Origin of the sequence: Desulfococcus sp. (assembly GCF_041737845.1) — a bacterium.
Lineage (GTDB): Bacteria > Desulfobacterota > Desulfobacteria > Desulfobacterales > Desulfococcaceae > Desulfococcus.
In genome coordinates this window covers 54,106-70,687 of record NZ_JBGSQX010000146.1, presented here as the reverse complement: position 1 = coordinate 70,687, position 16,582 = coordinate 54,106, and the positions used below count along the sequence as shown (strand labels likewise).

Sequence of the window (16,582 nt, the reverse complement as noted above, 5' to 3'; positions counted from 1 at the left end):
GGGGTCAGCTCCGGTTGTCGGGTATCACGTCGAGGGCATCCCGGATGTGCCGGCAATAGAGGTCCACTATCCCCCGGTTGAAACCCAGCCCCTGATTTTCCAGCGAAACGGATATGCCGGCAGCCTCAAACGCCAGTTTCCAGGAATGGTTCTCCCCCGACATATCCTCCTCGAAATGAAGGCCTGCGACCAGCATCATGGGAATGAGCCGGACATGCCCATAGCCGTCCTTCTTCACCTCCTGGATTACGGATGCCATGGTGGGATACCCGTGTTCCACCAGCCCGACATAGATGCCCGAAGCCTTTTTTTTCCGGAAAATATAGTCCAGCGCGACATAGCTGCTCCAGCTGGGATGGTCTGTGCCGTGGCCGATCATCACGATGGCTTCATCCGGTTTACCGGGAAAATGGGTCATCAGTGCAGCCACGACGGCTTCGTAATCCTCGGGCTGGCTCAACAGGGGGAGCCCCATGGAGGTCCGAATGTCGCACCCGGTGACCTCCTCGATCAACCGATAGAACTCGTGACCGCAGGTGAAATGGAGGGACTGCACCACGGCCCAGGGGTGCCCCATCTCCTTGAGCTTTGACAGCACCTGGTGGGGATGCTGCATGTTCGTGTTGTAGTTTTTGTTGGAAAATTCCTTGACCTGCCGGGATGAAAAGGCCCAGAAGACCGGGTGCTCGGCAAACCGTTCTCGACAGATATCGTTGATGAAGGAGTAGGTTTTCATGGCCCGGGTCGTGGTGCCGAAGGCGGCAAGTACAATGGGAATCTTCATTTAGCAGCTCGCTTTCCAGGGATCGCTGATGGCCGCCTGCGCCGGGCCTGCGGGGATTCTCCGTCGCAGCCCGGGGGCGGATCAACCTGCCGGTGTTTCGTTGTTGCCATATTTTTCGTATTCCTGTTCGAATACGACCGGCACCCTTTTATGCAAATCCGCAAGAAGAGGCAACATAATTTCTCGAATCTGGGGGTGGGCGGCCCTGGAGCACCTCAGATTGAGCACATGTTTCCATTCCCTTAAATTGGCCGTCATGACCACTTCGGTCTTGAGGCTGTTGGGCAGAACGCTTCGCGCCTCCTGAGGGCTCGCTCCCTCCCGGATGAGTTTGAGGTAGATCTGTTCGGCGTGGGCCATGGCCGACAGCCAGTCTTGATACGCCGGGGAATCCTCGGCCCAGAAAAACGGCCGGATCACGGTAATCTCATTGCCGAATTTGTCATGGGCATAGTTGGCATACCGGGTCGATTCCTGGCTGTAGGCGGCCAGTCGATGACGCACCAGCTCATGGCTGACGCCACGATCGCAGATGAATCTCACGGTGATGTTCATGTGCTCGATCACGGAATGGTGGCCGGATCGGGTAATGCGCCGGATGAACGCGGCCGCGGAGTCGGGCGTGATTTTGTCTTCACTTTTGTAGCAGGTCCGGCCGGCCAGTTCGATATTCTTCAAAATGGCCTCGCCGTCCGGCATGTAGAGGATTTCGTGGCTGGGGGATTTGATTTTCATCGCATGGCTCCTTTACCTGGAATCTGTTGTGGTGGACGGGGATACCCCTAAAAAATCGTCCGCGGCGCCCTCTCCATCCGGCATCGCCTCACCGCCGCCATCAGCGCTGCGACCTTCTTGAGGTCCTTGGTGCCCGGGGATGCCTCCACCCCGGAGCTCAGGTCGACGGCATCCGGCTGGGCCTGCTCGACGGCTTGAAGCACGTTTTCCGGCCCGAGCCCCCCCGCCAGAACCAGCGGGCGACGATCGCCCAGAGACCTGGCCTCGGCCCACGCCCACGCCTCCGCGTTTCCGCCGGGCAGTTTTCCGGCGCCGCATTCCACGAGAAACGCGGACGGCCGGTAGGCATCGGCATCGGCAAGACCGGGGGCTCTTCGGAGAAACAGGGCCTTGATCACGATCAGGCCTTCCCCCCGGAGCCGCAGGACCAGCTCCGGCGGCTCGTGGCCGTGGAGCTGAACCGCATCGAGGCCACAGGCATGCACAGTGCCCATGATGCTCTCAAAGGCCTCATCGACAAATACGCCCACCCGCCTGACGGAGGCGGGGAGGGCCGCGCAGATGGCCCGGGCCTTTGCCCGGGTCAGGTGCCGGGGGCTTTTGGGAAAGAATACGCAGCCGATGGCATGGACGCCCAATCGCGCCACGGCGACGGCCTGGTCCACGTCCGTCAGGCCGCAGACCTTGACCTGCGGGGTGGGGAAGGGCGGGTGGGCCACGGGGATCAATATCCTTTCAGGGACCGGATGAACCGCGACGGATCCTCCGACCGGACGATGCTCTCGCCGATCAGGAAATTGAAAATGCCCGCGGCGGCGAGCGCCTCGATGTCGCTGCGGCTCTGGATGCCGCTTTCGGCGACGGCCACCCTTGGCGGCTGAAACAGGCCCGCCATCCGCGATGCCCTTCCGACATCGGTGTCGAAGGTCCGAAGGTTCCGGTTGTTGATGCCGATGAGTGCTGCCTCCGCCTGGACCGCGGCGTCCAGCTCGGCCTCCGAATGGACCTCCACCAGGACATCCAGCCCGACGTCCCCGGCCAGGACGAGGTAGTCACGAAGCTGGGAGGGGGCGAGGATGCGGACGATGAGCAGGATGGCATCGGCGCCCATGGCCGCCGATTCGAGGATCTGGTATGGACTGATGATGAAATCCTTTCTCAACACCGGCAACCGGACGGCCGACCGTGCGGCGCTCAGATCGTCTGCGCTCCCCTGAAAAAAGGCGGTGTCGGTCAGGACGGAGAGGGCGTCTGCGCCGCCTTCCTCGTAAAGGCGCGCATAAACGGCCGGGTCCAGATCGGGACGGATGGAGCCCTTTGAAGGGGAGGCCCGCTTGATTTCCGCGATGATGTTGACGCCGGAAGGCCCCGGCGAGGCGAGGGCCGCGGCAAAAGGGCGCCGGTCCCGGGGCGCTTCGGCCCGCCGGCGAAGCAGGGCTTCGGATACGCTTTCCCGGGCCATGGCGACCTCCGTCTTCTTTTGCCGGACGATGGCCTCGAGGATGTCGGGAGCCATCAGCCGTTCTCCTGCGTGTAGCGGACAAGGGCATCCAGCTTCTGGGCGGCCCGCCCGCTGTCGATGGCGGCCTCGGCCCTGGCGGCGCCTTCCCGGAGATCCGCGGCCTTCCGGGCGATGGTGAGGGCTGCGCCGGCGTTGAGCACCACCACGTCCCGTTTCGCCCCCCGCTCCCCCGCGAGGACCCTCCGGAGGATCGCGGCGTTCTCCTCCGGACCTCCCCCTATCAGCTCTTCCGGGGCGTAGGCACGTCCAAAGACCTGCTCTGGGGTGATGTCATAGGTCCGGATGAGGCCGTCCCGGAGCTCCGAAACGCGGGTGGGCGCGCACACGGAAATCTCGTCGAGCCCGTCATGGCCGTGGACCACCATCGCCTGTTTCGCCCCGAGCAGTTTCAGGACATGGGCGAACATCTCCGTCAGCTCGGGGGCATAAACACCGATGAGCTGGCAGTTGGCCCCGGCCGGGTTGGTGAGCGGCCCCAGCATGTTGAAGATGCTCCGGATGCCCACCTCCTTGCGCGCGGGGGCGGCGTGTCGCATGGCGCTGTGATAGAGCGGCGCGAACAGAAAGCCGATGCCGATCTCCCGCACCGCCTCCTCGACGATCTCGGGATCGGTGTCCAGCTTGACCCCGAGCGACTCCAGGACATCGGCACTCCCGCACTTGCTGGACACGGCGCGGTTCCCGTGCTTGGCGACGGTCACGCCGCATCCCGCCACCACAAAGGCCGCGGTCGTCGAGATGTTGAAGGTGTTCATGCCGTCGCCGCCGGTGCCGACCGTATCCACCACCATGCCTCCCGCGGTCTGAATCCGGTGGGCTTTCCGCCGCATGGCGCCGGCCGCGCCGGCCACCTCCTCGAAGGTTTCCCCCTTGGTGGCCAGGGCCGCCATGAAGGCCCCGATCTGGGCATTGGTTGCGTTTCCCGAGAGGATCTCGGTGATCATGGAGGACATCTCCGACTCGCTCAGGTTCTCTCTATGGATGATTTTCTTGAGGCGTTCTCGAAACATGGTCTCCTCCTGATGGAAGTCATTTCTTGTTTTTGGGTTCTCTCTTCGCTGTGTCTGTCATGCTGCTGACCGCAAATTGAAGGAAATTCCTGAGCAGCCGTTTGCCGACGGGCGTCATGATCGATTCCGGATGAAACTGGATGCCTTCGGTGGGATGCTCGCGATGCCGGATCCCCATGATTTCCCCGTCTTCGGATTCGGAGGTGACGATCAGGCAATCGGGAAGCGTCTCCCGGCGCACGGCCAGGGAGTGATAGCGCATGGCCTGAAACGGCTGGGTGATCCCCTGGTAGAGCATTTTGCCGTCGGCCGTGACGGTCGAGGTTTTCCCGTGCATCAGCCGTTTGGCCGATACGACATCGCCGCCCATCGCTTCGGCGATGGCCTGATGCCCCAGGCATACCCCGAGGATCGGGACGATCCCCGACAGGGCGCGGATGACGGCCATGGATACGCCCGCGGCGCTGGGGCGGCCCGGCCCCGGGGAGATGACGATGCCGTCGGGAGCAAGCCGCCGGATTTCATCCAGCGTCACCTGATCGTTCCGGAACACCCTGACCGTCGTCCCCAGCCCTTCCAGATACTGAACCAGGTTGTAGGTAAACGAATCGTAATTGTCGATCATAATGAGCATGAATCGTCCCTCCTAATCGTTAACGGCCTGCAGGCCCGCGCCGTGCACCAGTTCCAGCGCCCGCTGAATCGCCTTGGCCTTGTTCACGGTTTCCATCCGCTCTTTTTCAGGATCGGAATCCGCCACGATCCCCGCGCCGGCCCTCACCGTCAGCCGGCCGTTCTGGACGCAGGCCGTCCGGATCGTGATGGCCATGTCCATGTTTCCGCTGAAGGAGACGTAACCGACGGCGCCGCCGTAAGGGCCTCTGGCCTCTTTTTCCAGTTCGGAAATGATCTCCATGGCGCGGACCTTGGGGGCGCCCGAGAGGGTGCCGGCCGGAAAGGTCGCGCGCAGGAGGTCCCATGCGTCGAATTCCGGTTTGAGATCGCAGCAGATATTGGAAACGAGATGCATGACATGGGAATAGCGCTCCACCACCATCAGGTCGGTCACCTGGACCGAGCCGACCTCCGCCACGCGGCCCAGATCGTTCCGCCCCAGATCCACGAGCATGAGGTGCTCGGCCCGCTCCTTTTCATCCCGGAGAAGGTCGTCCGCCAGGAATCGGTCCTCCTGCTCGGTTTCGCCCCTGGGGCGCGTTCCGGCAATGGGCCTTAAGGAGGCCACGCCGTTCTCCAGACGGACCATGGTCTCCGGAGAGGATCCGACCAGGGCCGTGTCATCCAGATGGAGGAAATAAAGGTAGGGGGAGGGGTTGATGAACCGCTGGGCCCGATAGAGGGTCCACAGGTCCGGGGAGGCGTCGCATGTAAACGACTGGCTGATGACGGCCTGAATAATGTCGCCCTCGCGGATATAGGCCTTGGTCTTCCCCACCATGTCGCGGAAGGCGTCGTGGTCCAGGCGGGGGGTCAGGTTGAAATCGCCGCCGCGGCCCGCCGGCGCTTCCGTAAGGCACGCCGCGGTTTCGGACAGCAGCAGTGCCAGGCGCCCGGCCGCCGCGAGGTAAACGTCTTCCGGCATCTCGGCGTCTTCAGTGAACGCAACCACGACCCCGAGGAGGGTGTGGCGGATATTGTCGAAGATGATGAGCCTCTCCGGGATGATGAAGTGGGCGAGAGGTTGACGGTCGGCAAGGAGGTTGGGTATCTTTTCGAAAAACGAGACCATCTCGTATCCCAGGTACCCGACCATGCCGCCCCAGAACCGGGGAAGCTCCGGGATATATGCGGGCCGATATTTTTTCATGAACGCCCGCAGAACCGCCAGCGGGTCGCCCCCATGGACAATCGCTTCAGTACCGCCGTCCGTCTCTACCGTAACCCTGTCGGCGTAGACCCGAATCTGGGCCCGGGCAGAGGCGCTGAGAAAACTGTACCGACCCCACCGCTCCCCGCCCTCAACGCTTTCGAACAGAAAGGCGGGGCCTTTTCCGGGGTATATCTTTTTCAGAAGGGAAACGGGGGTTTCCGTATCGGCAAGGATCTCGGCGCAAACGGGGATGACATTGTGGCGACCCGCAAGTTCAAGAAACGCGGCCTTGTCGGGGAATCGGTTGATCAGCATGGGATCCGTCCTTTCTGGCGCACAAGACAAAAAAAGGGCCGTGGCGTTTTCCCACGGCCCTAAAGATAAAAAGACCGCAGGCGTTCAGCGTGCCCACGGTCGGGATGGTTTCTTCTGATTCGTCAGTTCACAGGGGTATCCCGGGCACACCGTTCATGATGTGCCACCACCACCAGTTTCTGCTGTCGATCATCATTATTGTTTTCATAGTGGTCAGTACGGTAATACACTTCCTCGGAAGGTGTCAAGAAATTTCATCACACCCCGGGCGCATCAGTGGATACGGCTGAAAAAACCGGTCTTCTTCTCTTTTTCCGCGAAGCGGTCTTCACAGCCGATTTGAACAAAGGTGCCCCGGGTGGTGTTCTGCCATTCCATCGGCTCCCGGATCTTCATGATGTTTTCGAGCTGGCCGATCTCCTTTAGGCGCATATAGATGTCGTACCAGGCGCAGGGAATGTCCTTGCTGACCTCGCAGCTCGTGATGTTGGTGCCGCCGCAGGGTCCGTTGAAGAGGCTTTTGGCGCAGCGGGTGACGGGGCAGATGCCGCCCGTATATCCCAGAACGCAGCTTCCGCAGGCCCGGCAGCGTTCTTCGAAGATGCCGATCTCCTTGTCCACGCCGATGAACAGGGTGTTGATGGCGGGATATACCGGCATTTTGGGAAAGCGCTCCGCCAGATATTGGCAGCCGGCGCCGCAGGCCATGGACATCATCGCGTCGTATTGGGGTGCGATCTTGTCCAATTCGGCCAGGAGGTCTTGATTGCACTGGCGCTCGACCGTGTATCCGTCGATCTGGATCTCGACCCCGGCCTGTTTGAACGAGGCATTGAGCTGATCGTTGAGAATGCCGACCTCTTTCATCCCGCCGGCATAGCAGACCGACACGCAGCCGGCGCATCCGACATTCAGTACCTTTTTGTGGCCTATGATCATTCCCTTGATTTCATCAAAAGGTTTTCTCTTTCCTTTAACCATGATTCGCCTCCAATATATGATGTGTTTTTTTTATCGTTGGATGATCAAAGCCGCCAGGTCCCCTGAAACAGTCTTGGGGTGACATGTGCCGCAGGTTCTCGGTCCGCTGGGGTTGCCGTTCTTTTCGAGCGATCTGTGGCACTGGATACATTGACGGTGAAAGGCCTCCCTCCCGTCGATGGATGCGGCGTCGTTGTGGCACGCCCGGCAGCGCATGGCGTCGCCGCCGTCCAGTTCGTCCTCCTCCAGCACGTTGACGCCGTCCGCATACCTGTGATGACAGCTCTTGCAGTCATCGACGACCTCCATGTGCCGGTCATGGGGGAAGAACGCAGCCGCCCGGCTGTCGTCCGGAGACGCTTCGGACGTCCCGATGACTTTCCCGATCCCCAGCAGGGATATCGCTATCAACCAAAGTGCAAGAGCGCTGAGCAACATTCTGTCCATAATACCCTTCCTTCAAACCTGATTAGGCTACCTTGGGTTGATCATATTCTCTGTAGACTCCCTGGGACCGGCAGATGCTTCTTGCCCAGGAGATCATGCTGGGGATGCTGATGCCGACCGGACAATAGCAGCGCATGCAGAGAACGCATTTGTTCCAGATCAGATCCTTCATTTCTTCCAATTCCGCGGGGCTGACCTTGCCCTTCTTCCGGTACAGCTTCCCCAGGGAATGAATGGCCTTGTAGGAAGGCATGTAGCTCGGATCCTTGTCATTGTTGACATAAAGGAAACAGCTCTCCGCGCACATGCCGCAACTGGCGCAGACCGACAGCAAGATCTCCATATTCTTCTTCTGCTTCAACATTTCCCGGATGCCGTCCTGATTTACCGGTTTCACTGGATCCATAATTTTCCTCCATCCTGTATTTTATGTGGTTTCCACCCATTTTCTGGTTCCGCTTCCCAACGTCAGCTCGTTTCTGATCAGAAACCGGGCAAAAAGGAAGAATGGCATATGAACCAATTTGGTAAAAGGGATCGCGATGAGCATCAGTTCTCCGCAGATGATATGAATCAGCAGGAGGGTATCGTAATCGAAGGTCTGATGATAGGCCAGATAACCGGTGATGAAGGGGGAGACCGTCGCCAGCCAGGCAATCCAGTCCCGATAGGTGGTCACGGACCTCACCTTGGCGACCAGGATCCGTCGCAGGAAGAAAAACCCGCCCAGCAGGATGAAAAGCAGGGTCAGGTTGTCGGCGGTGGATTCGGACAGACTCGGAAAATTGAAACCGAAATAGTCGTCCAGGAGGATATTGTGGCCCATGATGACGAAGGGCAGAACGATCAGAAGGGTGTGGAAGACGATTGTCGCGGCTGAAAACAGGGGGGCTTTCCCCAGCATCGTCCGATTGAGGCGGATGCGCCATTTCATCAGCATATCCGTTGCCGAATTGATGCGAAGGAATTCGTCCTTCTCCCGCGTTTCAACGGCATCGGAAATCACCTTCGGCAGGGTCGACGGGTCGATCCGCACTTCCCGGGTCAGGGAGAAGAACTGACGAACACGGTACGCGACCCCTCCGATGAAGATGACGAGCGTAACAGCCAACATGGGTCCTATCAGAAAATCATACATAATTCCCTCCAGAGAAAACCAACATCGTTAAAGAATATCCCCAGCCCAGCCGGATCTCCTGACCCGCGCGTAAGTTGTGACGGTTATCATATAATGCTTTCATCCGCAATATGTTTTGAATGATTGTGCGTCCGGACAAATCCCCCGCCGTGACAGCGCCCCTTCCCTCATCCGTCATCTTTCATCCGACCATCCCGAAGCCGCACAGCCACGTTTTGCGAGTCGCGTCCGAGGCCGCCGGATTTTTTCCTGAACATCAGATGCCCCTCCATTCCTCCGCCCGGGTGGACATAAAAAAACCTTGATTTTTTAAAAACCGACACTATACTCTCCGTCGATCCGATCGATGCATTCATGGCGCATTCATGGCCATGCGACCCCGGCGGCCGTTGCCAGAGCATCCGGTCTGATTTCCCACAGGAGTTAAAAAATGGCTGTAAGCAAAAGAAATACAAAGGATTCACGGTGGCTATACGCCTGCACCTCGGCAGGCCACTGCGTGTCCATGTTGTTCCTGGTGATGATCGTCACCTTGATTTCAGTGGAAATATTCATTCGAACCGTTTTTCAGTTCTCAACCTTCATCAGCGAAAAACCCCTCATCTATTTTCTTACGGCGGTGATCATGATGGGGGCGGCCCAAATTCTCAAAGACGGCAGCCGGATCCGGCGGACCTCCCTTTTTTCACCGCTGAACTCAAAATCCGGCAGGCTCTTCTGCATGGCGATCACCGCGGCCGCCATCGCGGTGTGCTCCTCGGCTTTCTACCAGTCCGTAATCATGCTTCACAGAACCTATCGCATGAGCATCGGCGCGGATTTCACGACCGGCGCATGCCTGTTCATTCTCCAGGCGGTCATCCCGATTGGTTTCCTGCTGTTTGATTTTCAATTGATCGCAATTTTTTTCAAGACCTTCCGCGTTGCACAAAGGGTTTGACGGCAGCAGACCGGCAGAACGCACGCCCGGTTCTTCCGGTGCGACCGAAGACGATCCTCCGACCTGACGCGGTTCCCCCGCAGCCCGCTGACCCCGCCGTCGCTTTGCATGCCGTTGCGCGGACCGGGATCCGTCGGCCTCGATAATTGAATCATATTGATATTTGAATCATATTATGCCATGAAGGATGGCCTGTCGGCAACTTTTTGGGGGCCTGGACCGTCCGCCATAAAGCCCGATCGACAGGAAGGATGAAAGCCGTTTTTGCCTGAAACAGGACCGCCGGGTGCCGTGCCCGATCGGCCCGGCCCTGATGCCACAGGAGGGAAAAAAAGTCATCATGGAAGAGAGATACAGCCCCAAGGCCATTGAAGCAAAATGGCAGAAATTTTGGGAGACCTCAGGACTCTTCAAGGTCAGCGAGGCACCCGAAAAGAAAAAATACTACCTGCTGGAGATGTTTCCCTATCCCTCGGGAAAGATCCACATGGGGCATGTGCGCAACTATACCATCGGGGATGTCGTGGCGCGCTACAAGCGCATGCGGGGGTTTAACGTCCTTCACCCCATGGGGTGGGACGCCTTCGGCATGCCCGCGGAGAATGCCGCTATCGCCAACAACACCCATCCGGCCAAGTGGACCTATGACAACATCGACGCCATGCGGAGCCAACTGAAGCAACTGGGCTTTTCCTACGATTGGGAGCGCGAGGTTGCCACGTGCCGGCCGGAATATTATCGATGGGAGCAGTGGCTCTTCCTCAAAATGTATGAGAAGGGGATGGCCTACCGCAAGGAGTCCTTTGTCAACTGGTGCGAACCGTGCCAGACCGTTTTGGCCAACGAACAGGTCGAGGCCGGAATGTGCTGGCGCTGCGGAAAACCGGTCCGTCAGAAAAAGCTGTGGCAGTGGTTTTTCAAAATCACCGATTATGCCGAAGACCTGCTGGTTCACTGCGACCGGCTTCCCGGGTGGCCCGACAAGGTCACCACCATGCAGAAAAACTGGATCGGGAAAAGCGTCGGGGCCGAAATCCGTTTTCCCGTTGAAAATTCAAGAAAAACCATCTCGGTGTTCACCACCCGTCAGGACACGGTTTTCGGCGCGACCTTCATGTGCCTTGCGCCCGAACACCCCCTCGTCGTTGAATTGTCGCGGGGGACGCAGCAGGAGGGGGCCATCGATGCATTCATCGACAGGATGTCCCTTCAGGACCGTTCGGCCAAGGCGGTGGAGACGTACGAAAAGGAAGGGGTTTTCACGGGGGCGTACTGCGCAAACCCCATGAGCGGGCGGAAGATGCCCGTCTTCGCCGCCAATTTTGCCCTGATGGAATACGGCACCGGCGCCGTTATGTCCGTTCCGGCGCATGACCAGCGGGATTTCGAGTTTGCCCGGAAATACGGTCTTGATATCATCATCGTCGTCAGCCCCGAAGATCGTGAGCTGGACCCAGCCGCCATGACCGAAGCCTACGCAGGGGAGGGGAGAATGGTCAACTCGGGCCGATTCAACGGCATCCCCAACCGCCGGGCACTGGACGACATCGCCGCCTGCCTTGAGGAGCAGGGCCTTGGCAAAAAAACCGTGAGCTTCCGGCTCCGGGACTGGGGAATATCCCGGCAGCGATTCTGGGGTGCGCCCATTCCAATGATCCATTGCGAAGCCTGCGGCATCCTGCCCGTGCCCGAAGCGGACCTCCCGATCATTCTGCCCGAAGATGCGGATCTTCTGGAAGGCGGGAGATCGCCCCTGCCGACCCTGCCCTATTTTGCCGGGACATCCTGCCCCAAATGCGGCAGCCCGAAGGCCCGGAGGGAGACCGATACCATGGACACCTTCGTGGAGTCCTCCTGGTATTTCGACCGCTACTGCAGCCCGCGCCATGAAGACGGCATGTTCGATCGAAAGGCCGTCGACTACTGGATGCCGGTCGACCAGTATATCGGCGGCGTGGAGCACGCCATCCTTCACCTATTATATTCGCGATATTTCACCCGGGTCCTCAAGGACCTGGGGCTGATCGACTGCAAGGAGCCCTTTACCCGGCTCCTGACCCAGGGCATGGTCTGCAAGGAAGGCACCTCATGCAGCCGGCATGGATACCTGTTCCCCGACCAGGTCGTCTGGGCCGCGGAAGGACCCACGTGCGCCATCTGCAGCGGCCCTGTCACCGTCGGCCGCGTGGAGAAGATGTCCAAATCCAAAAAAAACGTCATCGACCCGGGAACTCTTCTGGATCAGTATGGCGCCGACACCACCCGGCTGTTCTGCCTGTTTGCCGCGCCGCCCGAAAGGGATCTGGAATGGAGCGATCAGGGCGTCGAGGGCGGCCTTCGCTTCCTGAATCGCGTGTGGCGCCTGGCCTTTGACTGGATGGATCTCATCCAGGGGCGGCAGGCCTTTGCCGGCGCGGCGGAGAACCTTGAAAAAGATATCCGGGAACTCCACCGAAAAATCCATGAGACCATCAAGAAGGTGACCGGCGACATCGACGACCGCTTCCATTTCAACACCGCCGTCAGCGCGGTCATGGAACTGGTGAATTTCATGTACGGTGTCGAACGGGACGGTGCATCCGACCAGAAGGCTTCAGTCATGAAATTCGGCATCGAATCCGTCGTTTTGCTCCTGTCGCCTCTGGTGCCTCATGTTGCCGAGGAGATATGGGAAAGCCTGGGCAATCATCCGAGCGTTCTCCTGGCGCCGTGGCCGACCTACCATGAAAGCGCCCTGGTGAAGGACGAGATCCTGATCGTTGTTCAGGTCAACGGGAAGCTGAGAGGAAAATTCAGCGTGGATCCGGACGCCGACGAGGATACAATCCGGAAAATGGCCCTGGACGATGAAAAGATCCGGAAATTCATCGGCGATCGCCCGGTCCGCAAGGTCATCGTGGTTCGCAACAAGCTGATCAATATCGTCGCGTGAATGATGGCGATTGTCAAGACGGTGTGCGAGGGACGCCGGAGAGCGATCCGCCCCGCGCCCTGTCCGCCGCGCATCGCAATCCGTGAGGAAAGCCATGTTCAAAGACACAGTCCGGCATCACCCGTCCCGCCTTGCCATCGCCGTGTGCCTCGCCGTTCTCTCGACGGCAGCCGGATGCGGTTATCGGTTTTCGACAAGCGGCCAGATTGGGAACAACATCACAACGGTCTCGGTGGCCATGCTCGAAAACCGAACTGCAGAAACCGGCGTTGAAAATATCTTCACCAACGATCTGATCTTTGAATTCACAAAAAACGGAAACACCATCGTGGAGCGCGAGGCGGCCGACGCCGTCCTGAGCGGAAGCATCGATGCCATGCCGATCGAAACCGTTGCCTATCAAGGCCAGATCACTTCCATTGAAAGACGGATCACGGCCTTCGTCACCCTGAAGCTGATAGACCGGAAAGGGCAGGTGATCTGGTCCGCAGCCGCCCTGTCCCAAAGCGAAGCCTATGGCATCCTTCAGGAGAAGGTCGCCACGGATTACAACAAGCGCGAGGCCATCCGGATTCTGTCGAAGCGGCTGGCCGAGGATGCCTACAGTCGTATTACCGAGAGTTTTTGAAAAAGCACGAAAGACGGCGCATATCGATGGATATCACCGTTCCTTTCGTGCTTTTCGAGACTGGATGAAAAAACCGAGGAGATGACCCGATCACGCGGACAGGGTATTGACCAGTCTGGCCAGGCGGGAAATCTTTCGTGCGGCGGTTTTCTTGTGAATGACGCCTTTTTTGGCTGCCTTCGCGATCACCGACTTGGCCCGGCTCAACTGGCCCGAAAGCCCGTCCGCGGCCTTTTCGCTCACGGCACTGCGAACCTGCTTGACCGCATTCTTGACCTGCGTTTTCACTATCCGGTTCCGTTCCCGTCTCATGGCGCTCTGACGCACCCGTTTCAAAGCTGATTTGTGGTTTGCCAAGGGAAAAACTCCTTTCTTCCTAACGTATTGGTAATAAACTCTTCTAACTACACAAGTTTGTGGGATGCTGTCAAGCTAAAATTTAATCCGCCGCCATAGACTTTCGATAACCCGGGGATCACCAGGCGCTGCGGTCATTCAGATGCGCTTCAAAAGCCTGCAGGCATGCCCGTTGAACATTTTTTCCTTGCCCATCGTGAATTTTGGGGGTAATTCTGAACGACCTGCAATACGCCGTTTTTAGGGAAAGGAGACCCATCGGGTGCTGAAAAAGACCTTAACGATCTATCTGCCGCTGTCGGTTGTCATCGTCATCTTTTTGCTGATCTTTTTCGGCGACAAGGGGCTGCTGGACCTGAAAACCATGGAAACGAAGAAAAGGCAGCTCGTGGAAAAGAACGAAGCCCTGGTTCAAAGCAATCTGTCCCTTCATCAAACCGTCGTCAGGCTGAAGGACGACCTTGCTTTCATCGAGAACGTTGCCCGAAAGGATCTGGGCCTCATCAAGGAAAACGAAGTGATCGTGAAACTGGAAAAAGATCCGCGACCGGGGGAGACGGTGAGCACCGGGGAAGAAGATGACGAGGCGATGGATAGCGGAGCGGAGGATGGCGAGGCGATGGATAAGGAGGCGGAGGATGAATAGCGTGCGCCGGAATATGAACATTCTCTGTATCGGCGCCGGATATGTCGGCGGGCCGACAATGGCGGTCATCGCAGCCAAATGCCCGGACATCCAGGTCACGGTGGTCGATATCAATCCGGATCGAATCTCCCGCTGGAATTCGGATCATCTGCCCATCTACGAGCCCGGCCTGGACGAGGTCGTCCGCGCGGCCAGGGGCCGCAACCTCTTTTTCAGCACGGATATTGAAGCGGGGATTCACGATGCCGACATCATTTTCGTGAGCGTGAACACCCCGACCAAAATGTTCGGGACGGGGGCCGGAATGGCCGCGGACCTGCAATACTGGGAAAAAACCGCCCGCCAGATCCGGGAGTGCGCCGACGCGCCCAAGATCATCGTCGAAAAAAGCACGCTGCCCGTAAAGACAGCCCAGGCCATGAAACGGATTTTTGATGCCGGAAACCACCAAAACCGGTTTACGGTGCTCTCCAACCCGGAATTTCTGGCGGAAGGGAGCGCCGTCCGCGATCTGGAAAATCCGGACCGCGTCCTGATCGGTTCGGATGCCTCCCCTGCCGGCATCCAGGCGCGGGACAGGCTGGTCGACGTTTACGCCCGCTGGGTTCCAAGAAACCGCATCCTGACCACCAACATCTGGAGCAGCGAGCTTTCCAAACTGGTTTCAAACGCCTTTCTCGCCCAGCGGATCTCATCCGTCAATGCCATATCGGCCCTCTGCGAGAAGACCGATGCCGATATCAGCGAGGTCGCCAGAGCCGTGGGGATGGACAGCCGCCTGGGAAGCCGGTTCCTCAACGCCAGCGTCGGCTTCGGAGGGTCCTGCTTCAAGAAAGATATCCTGAATCTCGTTTACCTCTGCCGGTATTACGGCCTGGAGGAGGTGGCGGACTACTGGGAGGGCGTGGTGCGCATCAATGAGTATCAGAAAGAGCGCTTTGTCGTCAATATGCTGGGTACGATGTTCCACACCCTCAGCGGCAAAAGAATCTGCCTTTTCGGCTTCGCCTTCAAGGCCGACACCGGCGACACCCGGGAGAGCCCCGGCATCTTCGTCGCGAAAAGGCTGATCGAGGAGCAGGCGGAACTGGTCATCTCAGACCCGAAGGCGCTTGAAAACGCCCGCCGGGATTTAGCGGATGTCCAGGGGAACATCCGGTACGTCGAGGATCCCTACGAGGCGGCCTCCGGCGCCGACGCCATCGCGCTGATTACCGAATGGCCCCAATATGCGGCATTGGACTATGACAGGATCTTCCGCACCATGGTTCAACCCGCGTTCATTTTCGACGGACGGAACATACTGGATCACCAGCGCCTCCATGGGATCGGCTTCAATGTGTTTCCCATCGGGAAACCGGCCCTGACCCATTTCCATGAAGCGCCCGGCATCCGTCCATAACGTCGGATGAGCGGGGGGATGAGAAGGCTTGCGGCAGCGGCCCTGCGGGCGGCGGAAGAACACCGCCCCCCTCAGGCCATGTCCATCTTCGCCTCCAGCTTCCTGATCTCCTCTGAAATCCTTCTTTTTTCCTCATCCGACAGCCCGTTCCGGCTGAGCTGCTTTCGCAGCGCCAGGAGGAGCATCTCTTCCCGGTATTCCGTACAGGTATATTTCATCCCTGGCCTCATCCGATCTATAGCTGATATGTGCGGCGCGCCCTCCGGAGCAGCCTTCATGCCTATATCCAAAGCGCCCCTCGGACGTCAAGGATTTCGTCATGAACCGGCCGTCGCCCGTTGCCATTCCCCTTAAACCGTGATAATGAATATGGGTGTGGTTGCGCATGAATCCAAACCGCCCGAGCTGAAGGGATCGAGGGCCGATCACCATGGCAGATAAATTCCGAAACCCCCTGGTCACCGTTGATATCATCATCGAGACGGCTGGAGGCATCGTTCTCATCGAACGAAAAAACCCTCCCCATGGATGGGCCTTGCCGGGAGGGTTCGTCGATTACGGAGAATCCCTTGAATCGGCCGCCGTGCGGGAGGCGCTGGAAGAGACCTCCCTTCATGTCATCCTTCTGGAACAGTTTTACACCTACGCCGATCCCGACCGGGATCCCCGGCGGCACACCCTGACTACGGTCTACATCAGCCGGGCCTCCGGAGTTCCCGCGGCCAGGGATGATGCCAGGGATATCGGCATCTTCACTCCGACCGCGCTTCCCGCCGACATCGCCTTCGATCACGCCCGCATCATTCAGGACTATTGCACCTACAAAGCCCTTGGCAAAAGGCCGGATGTCCGCATCCTGCAGTCGGCGGCGGACACAGGGTAGCCACCGCGCGGCCATGATTGCGGCCGTTTGAAGC

At 58.9% G+C, this 16,582-nt stretch carries 19 protein-coding genes; 6 read left to right on the top strand and 13 right to left on the bottom strand.

Features of this window, described 5'->3' with window-relative positions:
- Positions 1 to 4 precede the first annotated feature (4 nt).
- The 11 genes from ACEW8N_RS17470 to ACEW8N_RS17420 form a co-directional block, all read right to left on the bottom strand.
- Positions 5 to 784: a sirohydrochlorin cobaltochelatase gene (locus ACEW8N_RS17470; protein ID WP_373501137.1), complete on the bottom strand. Its 780-nt coding sequence runs from the start codon at positions 782 to 784 to the stop codon at positions 5 to 7.
- Positions 785 to 865: 81 nt separating this feature from the next.
- Complete coding sequence (gene thyX, locus ACEW8N_RS17465; protein ID WP_373501136.1) at positions 866 to 1,519, bottom strand: FAD-dependent thymidylate synthase; 654 nt, start codon at positions 1,517 to 1,519, stop codon at positions 866 to 868.
- A 47-nt stretch (positions 1,520 to 1,566) separates the two neighbouring features.
- A complete protein-coding gene (locus ACEW8N_RS17460) occupies positions 1,567 to 2,238 on the bottom strand; it encodes a phosphoribosylanthranilate isomerase (RefSeq protein WP_373501135.1) in 672 nt (223 codons plus the stop codon).
- 5 nt (positions 2,239 to 2,243) lie between these two features.
- Positions 2,244 to 3,035, bottom strand: a complete 792-nt coding sequence (trpC, locus tag ACEW8N_RS17455; RefSeq protein WP_373501134.1) for an indole-3-glycerol phosphate synthase TrpC — start codon at positions 3,033 to 3,035, stop codon at positions 2,244 to 2,246.
- The gene (gene trpD, locus ACEW8N_RS17450) at positions 3,035 to 4,051 is read right to left on the bottom strand and encodes an anthranilate phosphoribosyltransferase (RefSeq protein ID WP_373501133.1); all 1,017 of its coding nucleotides are present in this window, start codon (positions 4,049 to 4,051) and stop codon (positions 3,035 to 3,037) included. Before trpD ends, trpC begins: the two co-directional genes overlap by 1 nt.
- A gap of 19 nt (positions 4,052 to 4,070) precedes the next feature.
- Positions 4,071 to 4,685, bottom strand: coding sequence for an aminodeoxychorismate/anthranilate synthase component II (locus ACEW8N_RS17445; RefSeq protein ID WP_373501132.1), 615 nt, complete (start codon positions 4,683 to 4,685; stop codon positions 4,071 to 4,073).
- 12 nt (positions 4,686 to 4,697) lie between these two features.
- On the bottom strand, positions 4,698 to 6,194 hold the full coding sequence (locus ACEW8N_RS17440; RefSeq protein WP_373501131.1) for an anthranilate synthase component I family protein: 1,497 nt from the start codon (positions 6,192 to 6,194) through the stop codon (positions 4,698 to 4,700).
- A 273-nt stretch (positions 6,195 to 6,467) separates the two neighbouring features.
- Positions 6,468 to 7,175: a methylenetetrahydrofolate reductase C-terminal domain-containing protein gene (locus ACEW8N_RS17435; RefSeq protein ID WP_373501130.1), complete on the bottom strand. Its 708-nt coding sequence runs from the start codon at positions 7,173 to 7,175 to the stop codon at positions 6,468 to 6,470.
- Positions 7,176 to 7,205: 30 nt separating this feature from the next.
- Positions 7,206 to 7,622 carry a cytochrome c3 family protein gene (locus ACEW8N_RS17430; protein WP_373501129.1) on the bottom strand — a complete coding sequence of 139 codons (417 nt, stop codon included), beginning with the start codon at positions 7,620 to 7,622 and terminating at the stop codon, positions 7,206 to 7,208.
- A 22-nt stretch (positions 7,623 to 7,644) separates the two neighbouring features.
- Positions 7,645 to 8,028, bottom strand: a complete 384-nt coding sequence (locus ACEW8N_RS17425; protein WP_373501128.1) for a 4Fe-4S dicluster domain-containing protein — start codon at positions 8,026 to 8,028, stop codon at positions 7,645 to 7,647.
- Between the two features lie 21 nt (positions 8,029 to 8,049).
- Entirely contained in the window at positions 8,050 to 8,760 is a 711-nt protein-coding gene (locus tag ACEW8N_RS17420) for a hypothetical protein (RefSeq protein ID WP_373501127.1), read from the bottom strand.
- Between the two features lie 430 nt (positions 8,761 to 9,190).
- Here ACEW8N_RS17420 and ACEW8N_RS17415 point away from each other — a divergent pair, with 430 nt between their 5' ends.
- From ACEW8N_RS17415 to ACEW8N_RS17405, 3 genes are all read left to right on the top strand, one after another.
- On the top strand, positions 9,191 to 9,700 hold the full coding sequence (locus ACEW8N_RS17415; RefSeq protein ID WP_373501126.1) for a TRAP transporter small permease subunit: 510 nt from the start codon (positions 9,191 to 9,193) through the stop codon (positions 9,698 to 9,700).
- Positions 9,701 to 10,040: 340 nt separating this feature from the next.
- Complete coding sequence (gene leuS / locus ACEW8N_RS17410) at positions 10,041 to 12,632, top strand: leucine--tRNA ligase (protein ID WP_373501125.1); 2,592 nt, start codon at positions 10,041 to 10,043, stop codon at positions 12,630 to 12,632.
- A gap of 94 nt (positions 12,633 to 12,726) precedes the next feature.
- The gene (locus tag ACEW8N_RS17405) at positions 12,727 to 13,260 is read left to right on the top strand and encodes an LptE family protein (protein ID WP_373501124.1); all 534 of its coding nucleotides are present in this window, start codon (positions 12,727 to 12,729) and stop codon (positions 13,258 to 13,260) included.
- A 90-nt stretch (positions 13,261 to 13,350) separates the two neighbouring features.
- Here the strand turns inward: ACEW8N_RS17405 and rpsT are convergent, their stop codons facing one another.
- Positions 13,351 to 13,617 carry a 30S ribosomal protein S20 gene (rpsT, locus tag ACEW8N_RS17400; RefSeq protein WP_373501123.1) on the bottom strand — a complete coding sequence of 89 codons (267 nt, stop codon included), beginning with the start codon at positions 13,615 to 13,617 and terminating at the stop codon, positions 13,351 to 13,353.
- A 262-nt stretch (positions 13,618 to 13,879) separates the two neighbouring features.
- Here rpsT and ACEW8N_RS17395 point away from each other — a divergent pair, with 262 nt between their 5' ends.
- Together ACEW8N_RS17395 and ACEW8N_RS17390 are read left to right on the top strand one after the other, a co-directional pair.
- Complete coding sequence (locus ACEW8N_RS17395) at positions 13,880 to 14,263, top strand: septum formation initiator family protein (RefSeq protein ID WP_373501122.1); 384 nt, start codon at positions 13,880 to 13,882, stop codon at positions 14,261 to 14,263.
- Positions 14,256 to 15,665 carry a nucleotide sugar dehydrogenase gene (locus tag ACEW8N_RS17390; protein ID WP_373501121.1) on the top strand — a complete coding sequence of 470 codons (1,410 nt, stop codon included), beginning with the start codon at positions 14,256 to 14,258 and terminating at the stop codon, positions 15,663 to 15,665. Before ACEW8N_RS17395 ends, ACEW8N_RS17390 begins: the two co-directional genes overlap by 8 nt.
- A gap of 71 nt (positions 15,666 to 15,736) precedes the next feature.
- Here the strand turns inward: ACEW8N_RS17390 and ACEW8N_RS17385 are convergent, their stop codons facing one another.
- Entirely contained in the window at positions 15,737 to 15,883 is a 147-nt protein-coding gene (locus tag ACEW8N_RS17385) for a hypothetical protein (RefSeq protein ID WP_373501120.1), read from the bottom strand.
- A gap of 212 nt (positions 15,884 to 16,095) precedes the next feature.
- Between ACEW8N_RS17385 and ACEW8N_RS17380 the strand changes: the two genes are divergently transcribed.
- Positions 16,096 to 16,548, top strand: coding sequence for an NUDIX domain-containing protein (locus ACEW8N_RS17380; RefSeq protein ID WP_373501119.1), 453 nt, complete (start codon positions 16,096 to 16,098; stop codon positions 16,546 to 16,548).
- Positions 16,549 to 16,582 lie beyond the last annotated feature (34 nt).